The 21311-nt window shown below is 63.2% G+C and carries 15 protein-coding genes and 1 pseudogene; 6 read left to right on the top strand and 10 right to left on the bottom strand.

Going from position 1 to position 21311, the window contains the following annotated elements; genetic code table 11:
• The 3 genes from KAY22_RS11915 to KAY22_RS11905 form a co-directional block, all read left to right on the top strand.
• The coding region (locus KAY22_RS11915) for a hypothetical protein (RefSeq protein ID WP_296623636.1) at nucleotides 1-400 on the top strand (400 nt) is incomplete at its 5' end.
• 153 nt (nucleotides 401-553) lie between these two features.
• A complete protein-coding gene (locus tag KAY22_RS11910) occupies nucleotides 554-1294 on the top strand; it encodes a hypothetical protein (RefSeq protein WP_296623634.1) in 741 nt (246 codons plus the stop codon).
• A 760-nt stretch (nucleotides 1295-2054) separates the two neighbouring features.
• Nucleotides 2055-4136 carry a 3'-5' exonuclease gene (locus KAY22_RS11905; RefSeq protein ID WP_296623631.1) on the top strand — a complete coding sequence of 694 codons (2082 nt, stop codon included), beginning with the start codon at nucleotides 2055-2057 and terminating at the stop codon, nucleotides 4134-4136.
• A gap of 74 nt (nucleotides 4137-4210) precedes the next feature.
• Here KAY22_RS11905 and KAY22_RS11900 read toward each other — a convergent pair whose 3' ends face one another.
• From KAY22_RS11900 to KAY22_RS11885, 4 genes are all read right to left on the bottom strand, one after another.
• Complete coding sequence (locus tag KAY22_RS11900) at nucleotides 4211-4936, bottom strand: helix-turn-helix transcriptional regulator (protein WP_296623629.1); 726 nt, start codon at nucleotides 4934-4936, stop codon at nucleotides 4211-4213.
• Between the two features lie 132 nt (nucleotides 4937-5068).
• Nucleotides 5069-5272, bottom strand: coding sequence for a helix-turn-helix domain-containing protein (locus KAY22_RS11895; RefSeq protein ID WP_296623627.1), 204 nt, complete (start codon nucleotides 5270-5272; stop codon nucleotides 5069-5071).
• A 192-nt stretch (nucleotides 5273-5464) separates the two neighbouring features.
• Entirely contained in the window at nucleotides 5465-6352 is an 888-nt protein-coding gene (locus tag KAY22_RS11890) for a hypothetical protein (RefSeq protein ID WP_296623625.1), read from the bottom strand.
• Entirely contained in the window at nucleotides 6352-7662 is a 1311-nt protein-coding gene (locus tag KAY22_RS11885; RefSeq protein ID WP_366514083.1) for a site-specific integrase, read from the bottom strand. The genes KAY22_RS11890 and KAY22_RS11885 overlap by 1 nt, the downstream gene beginning before the upstream one ends.
• Before the next feature lie 548 nt (nucleotides 7663-8210).
• Here KAY22_RS11885 and KAY22_RS11880 point away from each other — a divergent pair.
• Nucleotides 8211-9374 (top strand): GGDEF domain-containing protein, encoded by a 1164-nt coding sequence (locus KAY22_RS11880; RefSeq protein ID WP_296623620.1) that lies wholly within the window; start codon nucleotides 8211-8213, stop codon nucleotides 9372-9374.
• 21 nt (nucleotides 9375-9395) lie between these two features.
• Here KAY22_RS11880 and KAY22_RS11875 read toward each other — a convergent pair whose 3' ends face one another.
• From KAY22_RS11875 to KAY22_RS11865, 3 genes are all read right to left on the bottom strand, one after another.
• Entirely contained in the window at nucleotides 9396-10127 is a 732-nt protein-coding gene (locus tag KAY22_RS11875; RefSeq protein ID WP_296623617.1) for a metallophosphoesterase, read from the bottom strand.
• On the bottom strand, nucleotides 10124-10975 hold the full coding sequence (locus KAY22_RS11870; protein ID WP_296623616.1) for a diacylglycerol kinase family protein: 852 nt from the start codon (nucleotides 10973-10975) through the stop codon (nucleotides 10124-10126). Before KAY22_RS11870 ends, KAY22_RS11875 begins: the two co-directional genes overlap by 4 nt.
• A 112-nt stretch (nucleotides 10976-11087) precedes the next feature.
• Entirely contained in the window at nucleotides 11088-11435 is a 348-nt protein-coding gene (locus tag KAY22_RS11865) for a hypothetical protein (RefSeq protein WP_296623613.1), read from the bottom strand.
• A 1098-nt stretch (nucleotides 11436-12533) separates the two neighbouring features.
• On the opposite strand from KAY22_RS11865, the gene KAY22_RS11860 reads away from it, so the two are divergent.
• Together KAY22_RS11860 and KAY22_RS11855 are read left to right on the top strand one after the other, a co-directional pair.
• Nucleotides 12534-12716: a hypothetical protein gene (locus KAY22_RS11860; protein ID WP_296623611.1), complete on the top strand. Its 183-nt coding sequence runs from the start codon at nucleotides 12534-12536 to the stop codon at nucleotides 12714-12716.
• 2 nt (nucleotides 12717-12718) lie between these two features.
• Nucleotides 12719-13564 carry a sulfotransferase domain-containing protein gene (locus KAY22_RS11855; RefSeq protein WP_296623608.1) on the top strand — a complete coding sequence of 282 codons (846 nt, stop codon included), beginning with the start codon at nucleotides 12719-12721 and terminating at the stop codon, nucleotides 13562-13564.
• Between the two features lie 13 nt (nucleotides 13565-13577).
• On the opposite strand, the gene KAY22_RS11850 is transcribed toward KAY22_RS11855, so the two are convergent.
• The 3 genes and pseudogenes from KAY22_RS11850 to KAY22_RS11840 form a co-directional block, all read right to left on the bottom strand.
• Nucleotides 13578-15509, bottom strand: a complete 1932-nt coding sequence (locus KAY22_RS11850; protein ID WP_296623606.1) for an asparagine synthase-related protein — start codon at nucleotides 15507-15509, stop codon at nucleotides 13578-13580.
• 544 nt (nucleotides 15510-16053) lie between these two features.
• Nucleotides 16054-20325 carry a DNA-directed RNA polymerase subunit beta' gene (rpoC, locus tag KAY22_RS11845; protein ID WP_296623604.1) on the bottom strand — a complete coding sequence of 1424 codons (4272 nt, stop codon included), beginning with the start codon at nucleotides 20323-20325 and terminating at the stop codon, nucleotides 16054-16056.
• A gap of 74 nt (nucleotides 20326-20399) precedes the next feature.
• Nucleotides 20400-21311, bottom strand: a pseudogene (locus KAY22_RS11840) (DNA-directed RNA polymerase subunit beta); the annotation flags it as partial.

The raw sequence follows: 21311 nt of genomic DNA, 5'->3' as shown, positions 1-21311 counted from the left end.
ATGTTTGTCTGACCCTTTCACCATCAAATACGAGGGTGGATGCTCCAACATTATATATATTGGGCGAGGCAACATCAGCGGGCGCTTGAAGTCGCATTTCGAACAGAGCCTTTTCGAAGTGATGATGGGATTGGCGGGCGCTAACTTCAGCTTCTATCTGTCCGAACCCAAGGACATCGATGGGGAGGGCTATTTCAAACAATTGGAGCATGATCTGCTCGCGAGCTTTCGGAAGGGCATAGGCGGGGGGAAGTTTCCGCTATTGAACAAAAATGCCGGCTCCGATCAGAGGCTCAAGTTGGGCAGAGGTTGGAACAAGCCGCTCAAGGCTTCCGGAAAAAAGCCAACTTGGGCAATCGCGCCCACGGGCAAAAAACCCATCAAGGCGCTGACGAACTGATCTGGAAAACAAGTCATGATGATCTCGGGGAGTTAGCCCTCAGTGGCGGGTGCACCATATAACGGATACGATTGGGGGCAGCGGGCTCGGATCATTCCCGCATTCCGGCGCGCGACTGGGCGGCGCGAGCCGTTTGAGGGTGAGCCCTGCGCTATGTGCGGCGATCCCGACCGTGCACCTGGCGAATGGCACTCGGAGGATTATTCAGAACCCTTCAGCTTTCAGCCGCCCGAGAGCTACCCTCTGTGCAAACCGTGCCATGGGCGGCTCCACAAGCGCTTCAATGCCCCGGCTGGAGAATGGGAATTGTTTTGCCTCCATCTCGAATCGGGCGGTTATGGTTCGGAGTTCGTGAAGCGGTTGACGCTGGCCGAGCGGCGCGACTTGTCGCAGCATTTGGCGAGTGGCGAGGCGGTGTCGCTCGCTCGCGTCCGCCCCTGCTCACCGGGACCGCATTGGTGGCAAACATTGACCCTCGATCCAGAGTCACTGGAAGCGCCTTGGGCGCGCCCGCGTCCGCTCCGTGAGCGTCCAGCCGCCGAGGACTATGCCACTGCCATGCTCGCGATCGGCCTCTCCGATACCGAGGCGGCCATCCTGCGCCTTCATGCGGCAGCGGATCGCCGCACTCTTTCGATGCGCGCGATAGCGAAGGGGGTGCTGGGCACCGACAAGCCCTATGCGGCGAACCTAGCCTACGGTCGGCTAGCTGCGAGGTTGACCGAGGCGCTCGGCTGGGCACCTGATCGCCGGGCGGACGGCACCCCGGTGTGGATGAGTGCCGTGGCGGAGGGCTGGTATCCTCCGAGGCGCGAATATGAATGGACGATGGTGCCACCGCTCGCTGAAGCTGTCGTCAATGGGGACGCGACGGCTGAGAGGTCAACGCCGTGAGCAGGTTTTGGCGCGACGGCCATTATCGAACGAGCAGAGACGGCAATGTCCACTGGGTGGAGGGACACTGGGTGGACCGCTATGATTGGGGACGATATTCCTACTATTCTCCTCCTCCGCCGCCGCCGCCAACCGCCCCTTCGTCACCAATCAGGGGACCGGGCTCGCCTGATGGCACTCGGGCTTCATTCACCATACCGAACGTCAACTGTCCCGTATGCGGAGCGTACGTATTCTTTTATCAAAATGAGCATGGCAGTCGGGTCTATTTTGATGACCTTGGCCCTCCTTGGCCCAAGCACCCATGTACAGATAACTCGGTCGACCGTTGGGGTCGGTCGGCTCCTTCCGCCGGTGTCTCCTATGGGAGCGCACCAGCCCGCCAGAACGAGCAACATTTACGTCTAACCTCAATATCCTCGTCCGATGGGCAAAATCCCGAGGAGATCGAATACATAACTCCGATCCGAACCGGCGATGATTGGGACCGCTGCATCGTTAAGAAACGCGCCGAGCGCGGCGACCGATCCTACTCTGTCGTCTACAACTCATCTGATCCGGCGAATAAAAGTATGAGGTTCTCGACTTCGATCCGATCGGACCTGCCCGGCGCGGGGGAGACGGTATTCCTGAAGGGTGATTACATGTCGTTTTTCAGCTTCGATAAGTTCGCCCCACAAGTGGTACAAATCGAACGCAAGGGGTCGAAGGCAGTATCATCGACGCGGAAGCGAAATGCGCGAAAGAGGAAGCGGCGTAAGTGAATTTCCACATCGCAGATAGCTTTACCGCCGCCCTTGCTCGTCTAACCGGCCAGGAGCAGAAGCAGGCGAAGACGGCGGCGTTCGACCTCCAGTTAAATCCTGCCCAGCCCGGCCTCCAGATGCATCGGCTGACCAACAGTCGCGATCCCAATTTTTGGTCGATCCGGGTCAACCAGGACATCCGCATCATCGTCCACAAGACCGACGCGAGCTTCATGTTGGCCTATGTCGACCACCACGACAAAGCCTATGCTTGGGCCGCACGGCGCCGGATCGAAGCGCACCCGCGCACCGGGGCGATCCAGATCGTCGAGGTCCATGAGCGGATCGAGGAGGCGCAGCCGTCTCTCGATCTGACCGCCCCCGTGGCGGAGGTAGTGCCAGCCTCGCCTGGCCCGCCGATCTTTGCCGGGCTGTCGGGGGACGACCTGCTGGATGTTGGCGCTCCCGCCGATTGGATCGACGACATCCTCTCCTGGTCGGAGGAGCGCTTCTTTGAGATGGCCGACAGGCTGCCTGCGGAGGTCGGAGAGCGCCTGCTCGACTATATGGCCACCGGTCGCCTGCCGGCGCTGGAGCCGGCTCCTGCCGATCCCTTTACCCATCCTGACACCCTCCGCCGCGTCCAGCCGATTGCAAGCGAGGAGGAGCTGCGTCTGGCGCTCGATTTCCCTTGGGAAAAGTGGAGCGTTTTTCTCCATCCATCGCAGCGCGCGGTCGTCGATCGCGACTTCGCGGGACCGGCGCGGGTCACCGGCACAGCGGGAACGGGAAAAACGATCGTGGCGCTCCACAGGGCCGCAATAGCGGTCCGGGATGACCCGGCGGCCAAAGTGCTCCTGACGAGCTTCTCACGGCCTCTGGCGAACGCTCTGAACGCAAAGCTGGCGGTGCTGCTCGCCGACGATGCAAGCGCGCTCTCGCGCGTCTCCGTGGCCTCATTCGAGGATGCCGCCATCGAGCTTCGGCAACTCGCAACGGGCCGCAAGCCTACCTTGGCCACGGTGGAGGTACAGCAGGCGGCTTTGGAGCGGGCCATCGCCGACACCGCCTATGCCGGCCTCCCCGCGCGCTTCGTCCTTGCTGAATGGCGCAACGTCGTGGATGCGTGGAATATATCCGATATGGATGAATATGCGAACGTCCCCCGGATCGGACGGCGCAACCGGCTGGGGTCCAAGCAGCGCGAGGCGATGTGGCCGGTGTTTCAGGCTATTCGAGCATCGCTCGCGTCGCGCGGGCTTATGACCTCGGCCCAGCTTTGTGATGCCGTCGCGGACGCGTTCGCGGGCCAATCGGCGAAGCCCTTCACCCACGTCATCGTCGATGAGGCACAAGACCTCGGCGTTTCGGAATTGCGGATGATGGGCGCCTTGGCCTCCGGCGGGAACAGCCATTTCTTCGCTGGCGACCTTGGCCAGCGGATTTTCCAGTTGCCGTTCTCGTGGCGGTCACTGGGCGTTGATGTGCGGGGTCGCTCGTCGAGCCTTCGGATCAACTATCGCACGTCGCGTCAGATCAGGGAGGCGGCGGATCGCCTCCTGCCGCCCAAGGTCCGCGATGTCGATGGGGTTGAGGATGATCGGACGGGTGCCCAATCGGTTTTCGAGGGGCCGGCACCCCAGATAGCGGAATGCAACGACGGCGACGACGAGACCATGGCGGTGGCGGCATTCTTGAGTGATGCCCGCGATGACGGCATCGCGTCCGAGGAGATGGGAGTGTTCGTGCGCGCCAATGAGCACCTCGCCCGCGCGCGGGAGGCCGTGCGGCTCGCGGGGCTCCAGGCCCGCCAGTTGACCGAGCGCGCCGAGACGGCGGAGGGCTGCGTTTCGATCGGCGTGATGCACTTCGCGAAGGGGCTGGAGTTCAAGGCGGTCGCGGTGATGGCCTGCGATGACGAGGCCCTTCCCCTGCAATCGCGCGTCGATGAGGCGACCGACGAGGACGAGCTGCGCGAGGTGTTCGAGACCGAACGGCACCTCTTCTATGTCGCCTGCACCCGCGCCCGAGATCGGCTCCATATCAGCGGCGTGCGGCCCGTTTCCGATTTCGTGGCCGACCTTATCGCAGGCTGAGCATAGTCCACGCGATGACACATAGGGTCGTCTCTCCTTCCGCCGCCCGACGTCGGAGCGGGTCGTCCAGCCGATTATGCGTCGTGATGGCCACGCACATTCAGCAGCGCCGTTTCGAGCCGATCGACTTGCGCGAGGGTGAGCGCGCGCCGCCTATTTTCGTCGCTGAGCAGCCGAGAAAGCTTGGAAGGCGACAGCCCTGCGGCGGCGGCCAGCCGTTGTTGGGAACCATGGCCGTGGCGCTTGACCCATTCGCGCGCCTTGGAGACAATCTTCTTGCACACATCTTGGGAGGCCCTCTCGCCCCCAACCCCTTGGCAATCTATCTGTGTGGGCATTGACCGGACAGAAGCGTTTTCAGCAATTTCGAGCTTGGCGTCGAGCACGGTCCGGCCGGAACGGACAGACGCGCAAGGATCGATCTCCCCGCTTGCGGCTTCTGGCCGGATTTTTCCGACAGCGAGCCCGCCAAATTCGGACCGCAAATTGCATTCGGTGGTTGCCGTCAGGCGCGCCGCAGCCTTCGAACCCGGTTCGGCCCGCCAATTCCGATACTCATTGGTCGGCGCCGCGCCCTTGGTGGGATGGAACGTGAGCCGATAGCAGGTGGAGTGACGCTCCTTGATAGCGAAAAAGCCGGGCCTCGTCACCGCCACGAAGCCATGAGCGATCAGCGCCCTGATGGCGTTACCCGCAGTTTCGGGTTCAACCACGCCGACCAGGCGCGCAGCATCGCGCAAGCCCAGATAGATTTCACCGTTGTTGAACCCGTTATATAGGCCGCACAGCTCGAACAACATCGCTCGCTCCACCGCCGCGAGCGCGCGGAACGATGCTGAGTGGAAGATGGAATTATCCAGGCGGACGTGAGGGACACCAAGCGAGCGCCCATTTTTGCCAATCCGCCGAGGATTCAGGTTCCTCACCGTCGTTTAGCCCGCGAGGCGTTCGGACGTGCTGCTCATCACGCTTTGGGACGCCCATTCGTCCAGATCGGCGAGGGCGTAGACGATGATCTTCGCCCCGAGCTGGCGGAACTTCGGCCCGGTCCCGTCAATACGCTTGCGCTCCAGAGTCGACTGGCCAATGCCCAAATATTTCGCGGCGTCGGCGGTGCGGACATAGCCCTGCGTCATAATGTAACCCCATCATTGCTCGCCTGATTGCGTCAGGTGGCGCATCGGCGCTGGCAATGCCGTGCGGCGACGGGGAGGCGAAATGTCAGCATTTATGCTCGGGCGGAAACACAAGGAGGTTGAGGAAGAGGCGGGGTGAACGCCGATGGTGAGGTTCAAGAAGGGCAAATTTCCTCGGAAATCCGTGACAAATTAGGTTGAACCGATTTTCTTTGGACCGCCTGCGCGCCCGCGCTTAATCGCCGTCTGGTTGGGAAAGCGCACCGCCGTGTAGACGGCGTTTTCTTGGGTGGTTGTCGGGTTGGCACCGAACTGAACCTGCCATTCGGCCCTGATCTCGGCGCGCATTGCTAACTCGTTGTAATGTTGTGCTGGCGAGATGATGTTCCTCTGCTCGGCGAAGCGGATAGCGAACTGAAGTACCGGCGAGAAGGCGCCGATCTCGGCGGCGGCGGGAGGATGGCTCTGACCTGATCGCAGCCCAGCGATGCACTCGATGAACCTATCCCGCCTGAAAAAGGCGTACACGGGCGGGGGTTCATGCTCCAGTCGTGGTGTCGGCCACTTGAAGCTGCCGTTGTAAAAACGATTGTCGAGGAGCGGCTCGGTATTCCACAGGCTGCTATCGGCGGGGGTAAAGAAGGCTCCATGACCACCACGGGTGTCAACGCGCCGAAGGGTGGTGCCGAGTTTCCCATCCCGCGCGTGGTCCCCAATCCAATTCGCGCTCCACATTAAGCGATCGAGGATTCCGCTTTGACGCGCCTTGAAGGCGTTCCATTTGTCTCGCCGGTCTTGCCAATTGAAGCGGTGGGTTTCCAGGTCGCCGAGCAAGCCGGGCCGAGACGTTAACAGTTCCATATAGCGGTCCAGCGTGGGGAAGTCTGGAACGAAGTCGAAGGCCCTGATCTCCTCTCCAGTCCAATCCGAACCAAATTGTGCCGCTCCAGCTTCGGCTACCGCATTGGCCAGAAACACATACTGTTCGCCGCCCCGAGGCCAGCGAGAGGGGTTGTCCCAAAAGTCGATGTTAAGCGCCCGCACGCATTCGGCGTGAAGGTGTCGGTCGACCGCGTCCATCAGTTCGCCCGCGCCGTGATCTTGACGACGTTCGCGGTGCTAGCCTTTTGGACGATCGCAAGCACATGCCTGCCCCATACCTCCAAGGCGGCGCGCTTCTCGTCCTCATATTTGTAGACCTGATACACGCCCACGATGCCGCTGCGGGTGCCCGAGATGTGGTTCAATATGCTCTCGGTAACCTCCAGCTTGATCCCGAGCTTTTGGCAACCGGTGGCGAGGGTCCGCCGAAGGTCATGGAACGTCCAGGGCTTGACGGCGAGCTTGTCGACGTCGTCTGGCGCCACGCCTGCCTTCAACGCTTCCTTTTGCATGAGCGCGAGGATCGCGGCGTCGAGCCGCTTCTTGACCTTGGAAAAGCCCGACACGGGCGTCTCGCCTGTCGTCGAGAACAGGAGCTTCGCCTTGCTCTTGATGACCGGTAGCCCCTCGATGATCGCGAAGGCCGGCTCGGAAATCTGGACGAGGTTTGGTTTCCCGTTCTTCGATCGGTCTGCCGGCAACAACCACTGCCGCTTCGCCTTGTCGATTTCGGGCCAAGCCAGCCCGGCGGTCTCGTCGCGGCGCTGACCGAGAAGAATTAGGAGCCGGACGATTGGGCAAAAGGGCCAGCCAAGCTCCCCCGCCGCGATCCACACCAATCGCAACTCCTCGTCGTCCAGCGTCCGATCCCGCACGCCCATCTTTGCCGGCGGCTTGATATTGGCCATGGGGGAGGATGCGATGTGGTGCTTGTCGATCGCAAAGCCGAATATCGACCTCAGGGCCTTATACGCCTTCAAGGCGGCCCCATCGCCACGTTCCTGAACGGTGTCGATCAGTTCGATGACATCGCCGGCCTTGATGGCGGGCACGGGCTTATCCTTGAAGAACGGCTTGAGATCGCGGCGAACGACGCTTTCGGTGTCCTTCCATGTTTTGGGCTGCTGGACCTTCGCATATCTATCCACAAACGTGTCGGCGAACTTGGAGAAGGCGAGGCGGGTGGCGGCGTGCCGCTTTTCCTCCTCGTCGCGTTTTCGGTCCTGGTCGGCGGCAACCCGCGCCCGCTCGGCGTCGAGGGGGTCGATCTTGCGTCTCACCTCCTCCAGCACCTCGGCAGCCCGATCGCGCGCCTTGTCGGCGGTCCAAGGCGATCCGTGTTGGCCTATGGTGTAGCGGCGGGTTTTTCCGGCGCGCCCGCCGATCCGATATTGCACGAGGTAGGAACGCACGCCACCATCGGTGACCATCACCCCGAAGCCCCTGAGAATGCTGTCCCATAAATAGGAGCGGGGACTGCCCTTGGCGGGGACCTCAATTGCCTCCACCGAGCGCTTCGTTATTTTCCCCGTCGCCACGCTTCAAATCCCCTCTGGATAAGCACCGGACTATCACGCTGCCGGAAACCTGTGAAGGGTGATGATGGCAAATGACGATGAAAGTGCCGGAAAACCCTTATTTTTGAAGCCATATGGGGGCTGAATAAAATCGTCGGCGAGATATAGCACGGACCTGTCACGCCGGAGGTCGCGGGTTCGAGCCCCGTCACTCGCGCCATTCTCAATGGCTTATCGGACAGAACAGGCTCCTTCGGGGGCCTGTTTTCTTTTGTGCGCGCTACCTGTGACCTGGCGCATAGCGGTCTCTGCGCTGCCACTCTACAACCCGGCTCAGCCATAAGCGACTGGTCCCGGAGCGCGCGCCGGGATCCTTTCTGGCTACATCGTGACGGCGCCATTGCGGATCACAGTCCGGATAACTGACGTTCTTAACCAATATTGCGTAATTACGGTCATTGATGACTTTTGCTAGCAATGGCGCAGGAGCTGGTGCGTCAGGGCGGCGCACTTCGGGCTTTGGAGCAAGAGTGATGTCCATGCGTACCCTTCTGACGGGGCGCCGCCGCCTTGCGGCCGCCGGTCGGGAGAGGCTGTCTCCAGCGACCTATATCGAGCTGGTCCAGTCGCTGTTCGAATATACGGTGCCTGCGCTCATCATGACACTGTGTTTCGTGTGCACGGGGGCCTACCTCGCCCTGCTGTCGAACGACCCGGTGCTGCTGCTGCTCTACGCGATCGGGCTGCTCGCCTCGTCGATGCGTCTCCTAGCCCTCTTCGGTTTCCGTCGGCGCGTCTTCGATCCCGGACTGGGGCTCAACGTCGCCCGTTCGATCGAGCGGCGATTCGGCTATGGCTATATTGCCTTCGCGGCGGCGCTCGGTCTGTTCGGTGGATGGGGCTATGCGACGGTCGACATCGACCAGCATCTGCTGATCGTGGCGCTGGTTTTCGGTTATGCTGCCGGCGTCGCGGCGACGGTACCGCTCCGCCTCTGGATCAGCCTTACTGCCAGCGTGCTGGCGGTTGTTCCCACGATCATCGCCGCGCTGCTGACGCCGGGCGTGGCGCATTGGGGAACGGGCCTGCTCATGGCGCTGTTCCTGGCGGGCGGTCTGCTGTCCATGATCAAGCGCTATCGTGGTGCTGCCGCGCAAATCTCGATGCGCCACCTCATGGAGACGCTCGCACGGCAGGATGACCTGACCGGCCTTCCCAATCGCCTCGTCCTGCGCGAGCGCTTCGACCAGATCGTCGGCCGGTCCGATGACAGCGATCTGATCGCCGTCCACTGCGTCGACATCAATCAGCTCGAACCCGTGAACGAGACCTATGGCCATAGGGCGGGCGATGCGCTGCTCAAGGCGGTGGCGCAGCGGCTTCGCCGGGTGGTGCGCGGCGACAATCTGGTTATCCACCTCAACGGCGACGATTTCGTGGTGATCCAGCCCAACATGGCTGACGGGCGCGAGGCGGAGCTTCTTGCACAGCAGATCGTCTCCACTCTCGACAAGAGCTATGCGGTTGCCGGTGAAGACATCATCATCACCGCCAATATCGGCTATGCGGTCGACCTGCAGGAAAGTGCCGACCTCAAGCGGCTGCTTGCCTCGGCAGAACGGGCGCTGCGCCAGGGCAAGCGCGGAGCGACGGGCATCTCGGCTTATGATCCGTCGATAGCCGGCCACAGTCTGCCGGCCTGAACGCGCCTCTGCACCGCCCGATCATGCACCCATGCGGCGCAGATCGACCTCTATGCTGTCGCCGGAGATCATGATGCGGTTAAACGACGCCGGTGTGTCGCGCGTCCGCTGCGAAAGCGTACCCGCTCCTACCATGCGGATCGGTCCGCCTTCGCTCTCCACGACGGCGTCGAACGGATCGTGGACATGCCCGCTCAGTATCAACCGCGCGCCGGCCTTCGCCAGTCGCGCAGCCGCCTTGGGCCCGCGCAGCGTGCGCCCCTGCGAAGCAAGGGCGTTCTGATCGATCAACGGGTGATGGGTCGCGACGATGCCGACGTCGTGCTTTGCAAGCGCGCCAAGCTCGTCCAGTGCCGCTTCGAGTGACGACCGCCCGACGAAACCCCACGACCAGTTGAGCCGTGCCTGCGCACGCGCCGTCGATTTAAGCGGTACGATCCGGACATGGCCGAGGTCGATCGGCCGTTCGAGCGCGCGTTCGAGCTTGTGGAAGCGCCGATAGGGCCGCAGCAGCCGGGTCAGCGGGTTCCAGGGCAGGTCGTGATTGCCCGGTTCGATCGTCAGCGGCACGGCAAGCTCCTCGAGCCAGCGGGCTGCGGCTGCAAATTCGGAACGACGCGCGCGCATCGTCAGGTCGCCGGTCACCGCCACAGCATCGGGGCGCTCGCTCCGCACATTGTCCGCAAACCAATCGAGCGCTTCGCGATCCTCGCATCCGAAGTGCAGATCGCTGACATGGAACAGCCGAATCATGCCGCCTGCGCGTCCTCGGCACGGCCACTGTCATCTCGAGCCCGCGTCGCGAGGAAAGCAAGCCGTGACCTGCCATGGCGCAGGGTCAGGGGCAGGCGCATGCGTGCCGCTTCCCCATCGAACAGCATATGGACGCTCCGCCGACCGTCGAGCGTCGCTTCGGTGGCCTCACTGATCTCGACCGCCGCTGACCGGCGCCAGTCGCTCCTGAGATAGTCGAACCCCAGACGGGCTGCATCCATCCAGCCCGCAACGTCGATGCAGGCTATCTCCATGGCGCCGGCAATGGGCAGCAGCAACACCGCTGCCGTCCGCGTCCGGCCCTGTCCGCGCAGCCTGGGGCCACGCGCGAAGCGGCGCAGCCAGGCGAGCCGCGCCGCTCGCCAGGCGCTCCGGAACCGACCCTGTCGCACCGCCTCCCGCGCATGCGCCCAAAGCCCGGCCGGGCCTGCTATCGCCCCGACATAGGCGCGCCGGTCTTCGGCAGCCACGTAACACAGAGTCTCGCGCACGGCGTCGCCCCGGCCGATCGCGGCGGCGATGTCGCCGACCGTTGACGGACCATGGAGCAGTTGCGCGAGCATGTTCATGGTGCCACCCGGCAGGATCAGGGCGGCGCCCTCCCAGCTGTCGTAGAGCGTCGCAGCGGCGTTGATCGTCCCATCGCCGGCGAGCAGGACGATCAGTGAGACGCTTCGGCCACGCAGCGCGGCGACCGGAGGAAGGGGCTCGTCGGGAAAGCGGCTGTGACCAACGAAGTCCAGTGCCGGAAAGAGCGCTGGCAGCCGGTCCAGCGTTTCGGCATCGGTCGATCCGGAGGCGAGGTTGCTGATGAGCCATGCGCGCATATCGGAACAATTGCCGATCTGCGTGACGGTTCCGCTATCTATGGGAGAGTATAGACGAAAAAGGCCCGCCGGCTGCCCGGCAGGCCTTGAACTTCGTTCGCTTATTGTCGGCTCAGTCGAGCATCGCCAATGCACCGGCCAGGCCACGCTGGGCGACTTCGTGCGAACCCGCAGCACCGTTGAGCGTCGCCATATCGGCATTGGGCTGGCTCAGCACCGCCTTGTACAGGTCGCGGGCTTCCGTCGCGCGCTTCTCCTGAAGGCGGATCGCGGCGAGGTTGAGGAGCACCTCCGGCGAGCGATCGCCCTTTTCATAGGCAGCCTGCAGCTTGCGCTCGACTGCGGTGTAGCGGCCCTTTGAGATCGAGCCGGCGCCATAAGGATCGGCGACCTCGGTCGGCTGAGCAAGGGCAGGGACCGCAATAGCAAGCGCGGCACCGGCAAGAACAACCTTGAACATCTGGCAAACCCTCCGATTCGAAAACGCTGTTTGTTGCACCATGATGACACAAAACCGCGAATCGGAAAGATTTTTGTTGTTACACTTTTATGACGATAATTCTAAAAATTTTCGATCTTTCGGACGTGCTTAAATTCGGATCCTGTATCGAAATCTGGGAGGATTCAACTTGCGCGATATTCATCGACATCCAAGAATTGCCGATAGTGAACTGGGCCGATAGGCAGGGACCGCCAAATACAGGTAGGCGAGCCAGCAGGGGCGGCGGCGTCATTCCTGATAGCACCGTGGAGAAAGTGGGGAGACTTGATGCCGCGCGTGCATGGATGCATTGCAACCTTCTCGACGGACGATGAGAGCGGGTGCGCTTGGGCTATATCTATTCCGCTCTGGGACAGAGCTTCCATTCCCCGTTCGAATGTCCGTTTTTCGGCATTTCGCGACCGCATGCTTCCGGCCATTCGATTTTTCTCGATACCGGTAATGTGCCTGATGCTCTCGAAAACCCTGTCCTGTCGCGGCCGTTGCTGCAGATCGACGGGCGGGGTTCACTCCTATTTCGCGTGCCGGGCGTTGCAAGCTATCTGCTGACCGACCGGAACAGCATCACCATCTCGCCAAAGGACGACACCTGTTTGCCGCGCGCTCTCGATTTTCTGCGCGGTACCCCGGCCGCGCTTATTTGCCTGCAGCAGGGTTTCATGCCGTTATCGGCCATTTGCCTGGCCTATCACGGGCGATCTTTCCTGCTCTGGTCGCCACCCGGGACAGGCAAGACGAGCCTGGCGATGGCACTTGTGCAACGCGGCTTCAGCTGGATGGCGGACGGCCTCTGTGCCCTGGACATGAGGGCTGGTCATCCCATCATATGGCCGGGCTTTCCGGTTTTGAAGCTCTGGCCGGACTCGCTCCACGCTCTCGCCATCTCCCCCGGAAGGGCCTGGGGCCGGCGGTCGCTTCGCGATTTCGGCCGACCCATGGTACGAAGCCGAGCCCCAGCCGCTCGCTGCGGCGCTGTTGTTGACGCCCGCCCACGGAGGGATTTCGACGAGGAGCCAGCGGCTTCACGGAGGGGCTGCATTCGAGGCGGTCGCGAAGATGACGAGCCTGCCGGCGGTGACCCATGCTCTGGGTGCCGATCCCGATATCCTGCGGTCGACGGCGCGCATGGCCGGTGCCGCGTCCGTGCTCGATTGCCGCTATCCTGCCGGGCTGGACAATCTGGATGCTGCAGCGGACTGGTTGATGGACCAGATGGTTTCGGCGCAAGGCGGCATCTGAGCGTGGATAGTCTTGGTTCTTCGCCCAGCGGCATCTACTGGATCGCCTCTTACCCCAAGTCCGGGAATACATGGGTCAGGCTGTTCACTGCGGCCCTGCGCTACCAATCCGAAGTCGATCTGACGGAGATGGATGGCACCGGTGCCATGGCGAGTGGCCGCTGGCTGGTCGAACGCCATCTTGACCTGGACGTCGCCGACTTGACCGCAGACGAAGCTGCCGAGCTTCGTCCGCTTGCATATCGATCGCTGGTAGCCTCCACCAACACTGCTCGATTTTGCAAGGTTCACGATGCCTGGGGGCAGACGAAGTCAGGAGCGGATCTGTTTCCGACCGACGTGACCCTTGGCTGCATCCACGTCGTTCGGGATCCGCGAGACGTGTGTCTGTCGCTGGCGGCCCATAGCGTAATGTCCATCGACGCTGCGATCGACCAGCTTGCGGATGAAACTGCCGCTACTGCCGCAACAGCCAAGCGGCAATTGCGAGAGCGGCGCGGGAGCTGGTCGTCCCATACGGCCAGCTGGGAGGCGTCACCCTTTCGGCGCCTGACGCTTCGCTATGAGGATCTGATTGCCGACCCTCTACGCCATTTCACGGGCCTCGCGACCTTCTGCGGGTTCGCTGTCAGCGAAGAGGCCATAGCGGGCGCGATCGCCGCTACGAGCTTCGACAAGCTCGCGGCGGACGAGGCGCTCAACGGGTTTCGCGAACGTCCCGAAGGCATGGGACGCTTTTTCCGGGCGGGGCGGGCCGGACAGTGGCGCGAAATGCTGACGGCGGAGCAAATCCGTCGAATCGAGTGCGACCACGGCACCATGATGGCCCATTTCGGCTATCACAGGTGATGAGCCGATCGTTTCAGTCGTTCAGGCGCTCATGCCAACGGAGAAAGTGATTGACGTGCAGGGCATTGGCGATCGCACTGCCGACAATCCGGGCGTTGCCCGCTTCACGGCCCATAAAATCCGGCAATGGCGTGGCGAGCCACTGGCGTAGCTGCGGGAGATCGATCGCCCGGCCAGCCAATTCGGCCGGACGTTGGCCGGAAATTTTCCGTCCTGCCTCGTCCCACCATTTTTCTGCCCAGAGTCCGAGATCGGCGAAGGGATCGAAATAGCCGCGTTCGTCCAGCGTCGCCGCGGGAAGCCGGTCTGCCAGCACCCGCCTCGCGAGGAAACGCGGAACGCCGCCGCGACGGAACTGGGTGGGTGGAAGCGACAGGATGAAGTCGACGAGGCGACGGTCACGCAGGGGTGCCACCACGTCGAGCCCCATTCTGTTGTAGGCCAGCGTCATGCCGTCGGTATGGGATGGCTGGACGTTCAGATAGACGGGTTCGATCTCCTCGGTCCGCAGGAGCCGTATCCGGTCGGGCGAGTTGGGCGCCGCACGCCATGTATCGATCAACCCGCTGTCGTTGGCGAAGGGGCGACGCAGCAGGCTGCCCTCGGTGATGTCCGGCACCCGCATGTCTCGCAGGCGATACCACGCCTTCAGCAGCTGCCGTGGAACGATATCGCGCAGCACATCACGCCAGATGATCTTCCCCAACGGCTTGCCGGAAAAGGCGGCGGCCGCACGTGCTTCTGTTGCCAGATCGAGCCAGCGGCCGGACCGAAAGAGATGGGCGAACAGCTGCGGCCCCTCCGACGTCAGCGTCCGGTTGCCGCCGTCTCCGTTGAACAGCGTACGGACGCCGCTGCGCCGCGCGGCCTCCGCCAGCGCCAGGCGTCGACACATGAGCGCCGGCGCTCCGATCGGCAGGCCGGTGTCGGCAAAGAGGTCGCGATAGCGATCGTCGCAGGGCAGCATGTCCTTGTCGACGACGGCCTGGGCTTCGATATTCGGGTGCTTTCGGGCGAGAGCCTCGACATGGGCCCATTCGCGGGCCATGCGCCGCATCCGATCGGGATCGCCGCCGGCGGGAACGCAGGTAAATCCGGCGATGGTGCGGTCGGGCGCGAGCATAGCCAGGGTCGCGGCGATCGACCCCGAGTCGAACCCGCCCGACAGCATGACGCCCAGCGGGGCGGGACTGCGCAGATGTCCCACCAGAACCCGGTCGAGCATGGCGCGGGTCGCCTCGACATAGTCTGCGTCGGATTTCAGCAGCAAGGGCGCGCCGCGTTCTGGCTGCCAGTAGATAGTTTCCCGGCAGCCGGAACGGTCGATCCTCAGCGTGGCTGCGCGCCGCACGCGGCGGAGGTCGCGATAGAGGGTTGCCTCCGGATCGGCGGATCGCCCCATGAGATTTTCGCCCAAGGTCGCATGGTCGATCTCCCGCGAGCAGAGGCCGGTGGCGAGTAGCGCGGCCGGGTTGGTCCCGAAAAGCACGAAGCCGTCGCCCCGATGATAGAAGAGCGGGGTGGTGCCGAAATAGTCTTTGGCGAGCGTCAGCCGTCCGGCCTTGCCGTCCCACAGCGCAAAGCCGAAATTGCCCATCAGCCGATCGACGCCGGCCTCGCCCCAGCGGGCGAAACTCTGTGCCATCAACTCGGTGTCGCTTGCGCCGCGGGAGTGCATTCCCAGCGCGGCGGAGAGTTCGGCCCGTTCGTCGATGCGCCCCGATCCGATCAGACAGGTGCCGCTTTCGGGATCGACGATCGGGATGGGCGCTGAACGCGTTTCGGGCCGTAGCGCCATCCGGCGCCACGCGAATATGCACGTGTCGGAGGACCAGCTCTGCGGCGCCTCGAAATCTGGCCCACCCAGGCGGCGAGCGGCCTGTAGCATTTGCGCCGAGGAGAGCAACGGCGCCCCGAAGGAGGCCAGGCCGAGAAAGTGAAGCATGGTCGCCTTCCATCACACCTTCATGGCGGAGCGACCGGCGTCTGCGAACCGCGGGCGGTTTCGACTACCCAATCGTAAAATAATCCTACGATGCTGAGTTTCTGGTTGTGGAGCTTTCTGTGACCTGCGAGCCCTTTGCTTCCGTGCCCGACCAGATGCGAAGTTCGGTCAGTTTCGGCGCGCGCCATGCGCGATCGTTCGATGCCGCAGTCGACGCAACCTGCTTTTGCTCGTCCATATGCATTTCCCTTTTCGGCCCTAAAGTTCACGGTGCTTCAGGTTCAACCGTTCCTGCGCGGCTCCGGCATAATGTACTTTCTACCTATGCGGACGCTCTCCGGGAAAACCCTTACTTCATGAAGTTAACAAATCATAAACCGCCGCCTCAACTCTGCATTTTCGCGGGCGGGCTCCCCCAGATCCATGGACGAGGCGGAACGGGGGGCTTCGTAAGCTGCGGTGCCGAGAATAGCACGAAAAAGCCCCGCCGGATCGCTCCGGCGGGGCCATTTCCTGATCCTGACCGCCACGGGGGCGGGGAGGATCACTCCTTGTTCAGGTAGTCGCCCGCATCCTCGTCGGTGCCGTGGGTCTCGCCCACGACTTCGCCCAGCGGATCGTCGCCCAGATCGGCCTGGACCGGCTGGCGCAGCTCGGCGGCATGCTCCTCGGCGGCAGACTGCGGCGCGATCAGCGACTCCTGCCAGTTGCGCTGCGAGGCGCGCAGGGCGGCGTCGCGGCTGCTGGCGGTGACGCGCAGGCGGCTCATGCCCGCGCCGGTGCCGGCGGGGATCAGGCGGCCGACGATCACATTCTCCTTGAGGCCGTTCAGCGTGTCGACCTTGCCCTGCACCGAGGCATCGGTGAGGACGCGGGTCGTTTCCTGGAACGACGCGGCGGAGATGAACGAGCGCGTCTGCAGCGAGGCCTTGGTGATGCCGAGCAGCACCGGCTTGCCATGGGCGATCTGACGGCCTTCGGCTTCTGCCTTGGCGTTGATCTCGTCCATTTCCTCGCGGTCGACCTGTTCGCCCGGCAGCAGCGTGGTGTCGCCGCCGTCGGTGATCTCGACCTTCTGCAGCATCTGACGAACGATCGTCTCGATGTGCTTGTCGTTGATCTTCACGCCCTGCAGTCGATAGACTTCCTGGATTTCCGACACGAGATATTCGGCGAGAGGCTCGATGCCGAGCACCTCCAGAATGTCGTGCGGATCAGGCGAGCCGCCGATCAGATTGTCGCCGCGCTTGACGTAGTCGCCTTCCTGCACGTCGATGACCTTCGACTTCGGCACCAGATACTCGACCGGCTCCGAACCATCGTCCGGACGGATGATGATCTTGCGCTTCGCCTTATAGTCCTTACCGAACTCGACCCGGCCGGAGACCTTCGCGATGATCGCGTTCTCCTTCGGCTTGCGGGCTTCGAACAGCTCGGCGACGCGCGGCAGACCGCCGGTGATATCGCGGGTCTTGGCGGACTCGCGGCTGACACGGGCGAGAACCTCACCCGCATGTACCGTCTGGCCGTCCTCCACCGACAGCATGGCACCCGGTGCCAGCATGTAGCGCGCGGTTTCACCCGAGGCTTCGTCGAGCAGCGTCAGGCGCGGACGGAGATCTTCCTTCCGGCTGGTGACGCGATATTCGATGACGACCTTCTGGCTGATGCCGGTCGCTTCGTCGGTCTGCTCGGTCAGGGTCTGGTTGTCGATCAGGTCCTGATATTTGATCGTACCGCCGGTTTCCGTGATCACCGGCATGGTGAACGGATCCCATTCGGCGATGCGGTCACCCTTGGCGATCTTGGCGCCGTCGGCGACGAGCAGGTGCGCACCATAAGGCAGGCGGTGCGTCGCACGCTCGCGACCTTCGGAGTCGATGATCGCCAGTTCGCCGTTGCGGCTGAGCGAAACGCGGCGGCCGCGCGGATCGGTGATCGTGCGCAGTTCGCGATATTCGATCGTGCCGTCGGCAACCGATTCCAGGTTCGACTGCTCGTTGAGCTGGGCCGCGCCGCCGATGTGGAAGGTCCGCATCGTCAGCTGGGTGCCCGGCTCGCCGATCGACTGCGCCGCGATGACGCCGACCGCTTCGCCGATGTTCACCGGCGTACCGCGGGCAAGGTCACGGCCGTAGCAGGCCGCGCAGACGCCGCCCTTCGATTCGCAGACCAGCGGGCTGCGGATCTTGACGCCCTGGGTGCCGATCGCCTCGATCTGTGCGACCATCGCTTCGTCGAGCAGGGTGCCCTCCGCGACCAGCACTTCGTTGGTCTTGCTGTCGACGATGTCCTCGGCCAGCGTTCGGCCCAGGATGCGCTCGCCCAGCGACGCGATGGTGGCACCGCCCTGGACGATCGCCTTCATGTCGAGCGCACGGTCGGTACCGCAATCGACTTCGACGACCACGCAGTCCTGCGACACGTCGACCAGACGGCGGGTCAGGTAACCCGAGTTCGCCGTCTTGAGCGCGGTGTCGGCCAGACCCTTGCGGGCGCCGTGGGTCGAGTTGAAATACTCGAGAACCGTCAGGCCTTCCTTGAAGTTCGAGATGATCGGGGTCTCGATGATCTCGCCCGACGGCTTGGCCATCAGGCCGCGCATGCCGGCGAGCTGCTTGATCTGCGCGGCGCTACCACGGGCACCGGAGTGCGCCATCATGTAGATCGCGTTGATCGGCTTCTCGCGCCCGTCCTCGCCCTTCTTGACCGCCGAGATTTCCTTCATCATCTCGGCCGCCACGCGGTCGCCGCAACGCGACCAGGCGTCGATCACCTTGTTGTACTTCTCCTGCTGCGTGATCAGGCCGTCCTGATATTGCTGCTCGAAGTCCTTCACCAGCAGACGGGTCTCCTCGACCTCCTTCTCCTTGGCTTCGGGGATGATCATGTCGTCCTTGCCGAACGAGATGCCGGCCTGGAATGCGTGGCGGAAGCCCAGCGCCATGATCGCGTCGGCGAACAGCACCGTCTCCTTCTGGCCGGTGTGGCGATAGACGATGTCGATGACGTCGCCGATCTCCTTCTTGGTCAGCAGGCGGTTGACCGTCTCGAACGGAACCTTGTGGCTCTTCGGCAGCGTCTCGCCGAGCAGCATGCGGCCCGGCGTGGTCTCGACGCGCTTCATGTACTGCTGACCGTTTTCGTCGGTCTGCGGCACGCGGCTGATGATCTTGGTGTGCAGGGTCACCGCCTTGGCGGCAAGCGCCTGGTGGACTTCCTGCATGTCGGAGATCAGCGTGCCTTCGCCCGGCTCGCCTTCCTTCAGCATCGACAGATAATAGAGACCCAGCACCATGTCCTGCGACGGCACGATGATCGGCTTGCCGTTCGCGGGCGACAGGATGTTGTTGGTCGACATCATCAGAACGCGGGCTTCGAGCTGCGCTTCCAGCGACAGCGGCACGTGGACCGCCATCTGGTCGCCGTCGAAGTCGGCGTTGAAGGCCGAGCATACCAGCGGATGCAGCTGGATAGCCTTGCCCTCGATCAGCACGGGCTCGAAGGCCTGGATGCCGAGACGGTGGAGAGTCGGCGCGCGGTTCAGCAGAACGGGATGCTCGCGGATCACCTCGTCGAGGATGTCCCAGACTTCCTTGCGCTCCTTCTCGACCCACTTCTTCGCCTGCTTCAGGGTCATCGACAGACCCTTGGCATCGAGGCGGGCGTAGATGAACGGCTTGAAAAGCTCGAGCGCCATCTTCTTCGGCAGGCCGCACTGGTGCAGCTTGAGCTCCGGACCGGTCACGATGACCGAACGGCCCGAATAGTCGACGCGCTTGCCGAGCAGATTCTGACGGAAGCGCCCCTGCTTGCCCTTCAGCATGTCGCTGAGCGACTTAAGCGGACGCTTGTTGGCGCCGGTAATCGTGCGGCCGCGGCGACCATTGTCGAACAGTGCGTCGACGGCTTCCTGCAGCATGCGCTTTTCGTTGCGGACGATGATGTCCGGCGCGCGCAGCTCCATCAGCCGCTTGAGGCGGTTGTTACGGTTGATCACGCGGCGATAGAGATCGTTCAGATCCGACGTCGCGAAGCGGCCGCCGTCGAGCGGAACGAGCGGGCGCAGATCCGGCGGAATGACCGGGATCACTTCGAGGATCATCCACTCCGGACGGTTGCCCGATTCCAGGAAGCTCTCGACGACCTTGAGGCGCTTGATGATCTTCTTGGGCTTAAGCTCGGACTTGGTCTCGGCCAGTTCCTTGAGCAGCTGCTCCTTCTCGCCCTCGAGGTCGAGTTCCTCGAGCATGCGGCGGACCGCCTCGGCGCCGATGCCGGCCGAGAAGGCGTCCTCGCCATATTCGTCCTGCGCCTCGAGAAGTTCGTCCTCGGTCAGCAGCTGGAACTTCTCGAGCGGGGTCAGGCCCGGCTCGATCACGATGTAGCTCTCGAAATACAGGACGCGCTCGAGCTGCTTCAGCTGCATGTCGAGCAGCAGGCCGATGCGCGACGGCAGCGACTTCAGGAACCAGATGTGCGCGACCGGGGCGGCGAGTTCGATATGGCCCATCCGCTCGCGGCGGACCTTCGACACGGTGACTTCGACACCGCACTTCTCGCAGACGATGCCCTTGTACTTCATGCGCTTGTACTTGCCGCACAGGCATTCGTAATCCTTGATCGGACCGAAGATGCGCGCGCAGAACAGGCCGTCACGCTCGGGCTTGAACGTGCGATAGTTGATGGTTTCCGGCTTCTTGATCTCGCCGAAGGACCAGCTGCGGATACGCTCCGGGCTGGCGATGCCGATCCGGATCTGGTCGAAGGTTTCGGGCTTCGCGATCGGGTTGGCGAAATTGGTCAGTTCGTTCATTTTTCAGTCCCTCTGGAGGGTCGATCTTTCGGAGCGGAAGGGGCGGGCGCCGGCCGGGACCGGCGCCACGGCCTTTATTCCGCTGCTTCCGCGATGCCGTCGTCGCCGTCCGCGTCCTCGATCGAGGACAGTTCGACGTTGAGGCCCAGCGAGCGCATTTCCTTGACCAGCACGTTGAAGCTCTCGGGGATGCCGGCCTCGAAGGTGTCGTCGCCCTTGACGATCGCTTCGTAGACCTTGGTGCGTCCGACGACGTCGTCCGACTTCACCGTCAGCATCTCCTGCAGCGTGTAGGCGGCGCCGTAAGCCTGGAGGGCCCAGACTTCCATTTCGCCGAAACGCTGACCGCCGAACTGTGCCTTACCGCCCAGCGGCTGCTGGGTGACGAGGCTGTACGGCCCGATCGAACGCGCGTGGATCTTGTCGTCGACGAGGTGGTGGAGCTTCAGCATGTAGATGTAGCCCACGGTGACCTTGCGGTCGAACTGGTCGCCGGTGCGTCCGTCGAACAGTTCCACCTGGCCGCTCTCGTCGAGACCCGCGCGCCGAAGCATCTCGGCGACGTCCGCTTCGCGGGCGCCGTCGAACACCGGCGTCGCCATCGGCACGCCGTTCTTCAGCAGCTTGGTCATCTCCACGACCTGATCGCCCGACAGGCGGTCGATCTCGTCATGATATTGCTCGCCGTAGATCGTCTTGAGGCGATCCACGACCGCCGCCGGCGCCGTGCCGGGGGCTGCATCGGGATTGGCCTCGCGCCACGCTTCCAGCGCCTCGGTGACCTGCTTGCCCAGGCCACGCGCGGCCCAGCCCAGATGGGTCTCGAAGATCTGTCCGACGTTCATGCGGCTCGGCACGCCCAGCGGGTTGAGCACGATGTCGACCGGGGTGCCGTCCGCGAGGAACGGCATGTCTTCCTGCGGCAGGATGCGCGAGATGACGCCCTTGTTGCCGTGACGGCCGGCCATCTTGTCGCCCGGCTGCAG

This window comes from Rhizorhabdus sp. (genome assembly GCF_018006725.1).
In the GTDB taxonomy this organism is placed as follows: domain Bacteria; phylum Pseudomonadota; class Alphaproteobacteria; order Sphingomonadales; family Sphingomonadaceae; genus Rhizorhabdus.
The sequence above is the reverse complement of the archived record's forward strand: the minus strand, read 5'-3'. Positions and strand labels throughout refer to the sequence as shown.

Excerpts from the sequence above, each read along its gene's own strand:
- KAY22_RS11865 (WP_296623613.1), bottom strand. The coding sequence starts at position 11,435 with ATGTTCAAGGTTGTTCTTGCCGGTGCCGCGCTTGCTATTGCGGTCCCT.
- KAY22_RS11890 (WP_296623625.1), bottom strand. The coding sequence starts at position 6,352 with ATGGACGCGGTCGACCGACACCTTCACGCCGAATGCGTGCGGGCGCTT.
- rpoC (WP_296623604.1), bottom strand. The coding sequence starts at position 20,325 with ATGAACGAACTGACCAATTTCGCCAACCCGATCGCGAAGCCCGAAACC.
- KAY22_RS11875 (WP_296623617.1), bottom strand. The coding sequence starts at position 10,127 with ATGATTCGGCTGTTCCATGTCAGCGATCTGCACTTCGGATGCGAGGAT.
- KAY22_RS11850 (WP_296623606.1), bottom strand. The coding sequence starts at position 15,509 with ATGCTTCACTTTCTCGGCCTGGCCTCCTTCGGGGCGCCGTTGCTCTCC.
- KAY22_RS11880 (WP_296623620.1), top strand. The coding sequence starts at position 8,211 with ATGCGTACCCTTCTGACGGGGCGCCGCCGCCTTGCGGCCGCCGGTCGG.
- KAY22_RS11870 (WP_296623616.1), bottom strand. The coding sequence starts at position 10,975 with ATGCGCGCATGGCTCATCAGCAACCTCGCCTCCGGATCGACCGATGCC.
- KAY22_RS11860 (WP_296623611.1), top strand. The coding sequence starts at position 12,534 with ATGACGAGCCTGCCGGCGGTGACCCATGCTCTGGGTGCCGATCCCGAT.
- KAY22_RS11895 (WP_296623627.1), bottom strand. The coding sequence starts at position 5,272 with ATGACGCAGGGCTATGTCCGCACCGCCGACGCCGCGAAATATTTGGGC.
- KAY22_RS11900 (WP_296623629.1), bottom strand. The coding sequence starts at position 4,936 with ATGTTGTTCGAGCTGTGCGGCCTATATAACGGGTTCAACAACGGTGAA.
- KAY22_RS11910 (WP_296623634.1), top strand. The coding sequence starts at position 554 with ATGTGCGGCGATCCCGACCGTGCACCTGGCGAATGGCACTCGGAGGAT.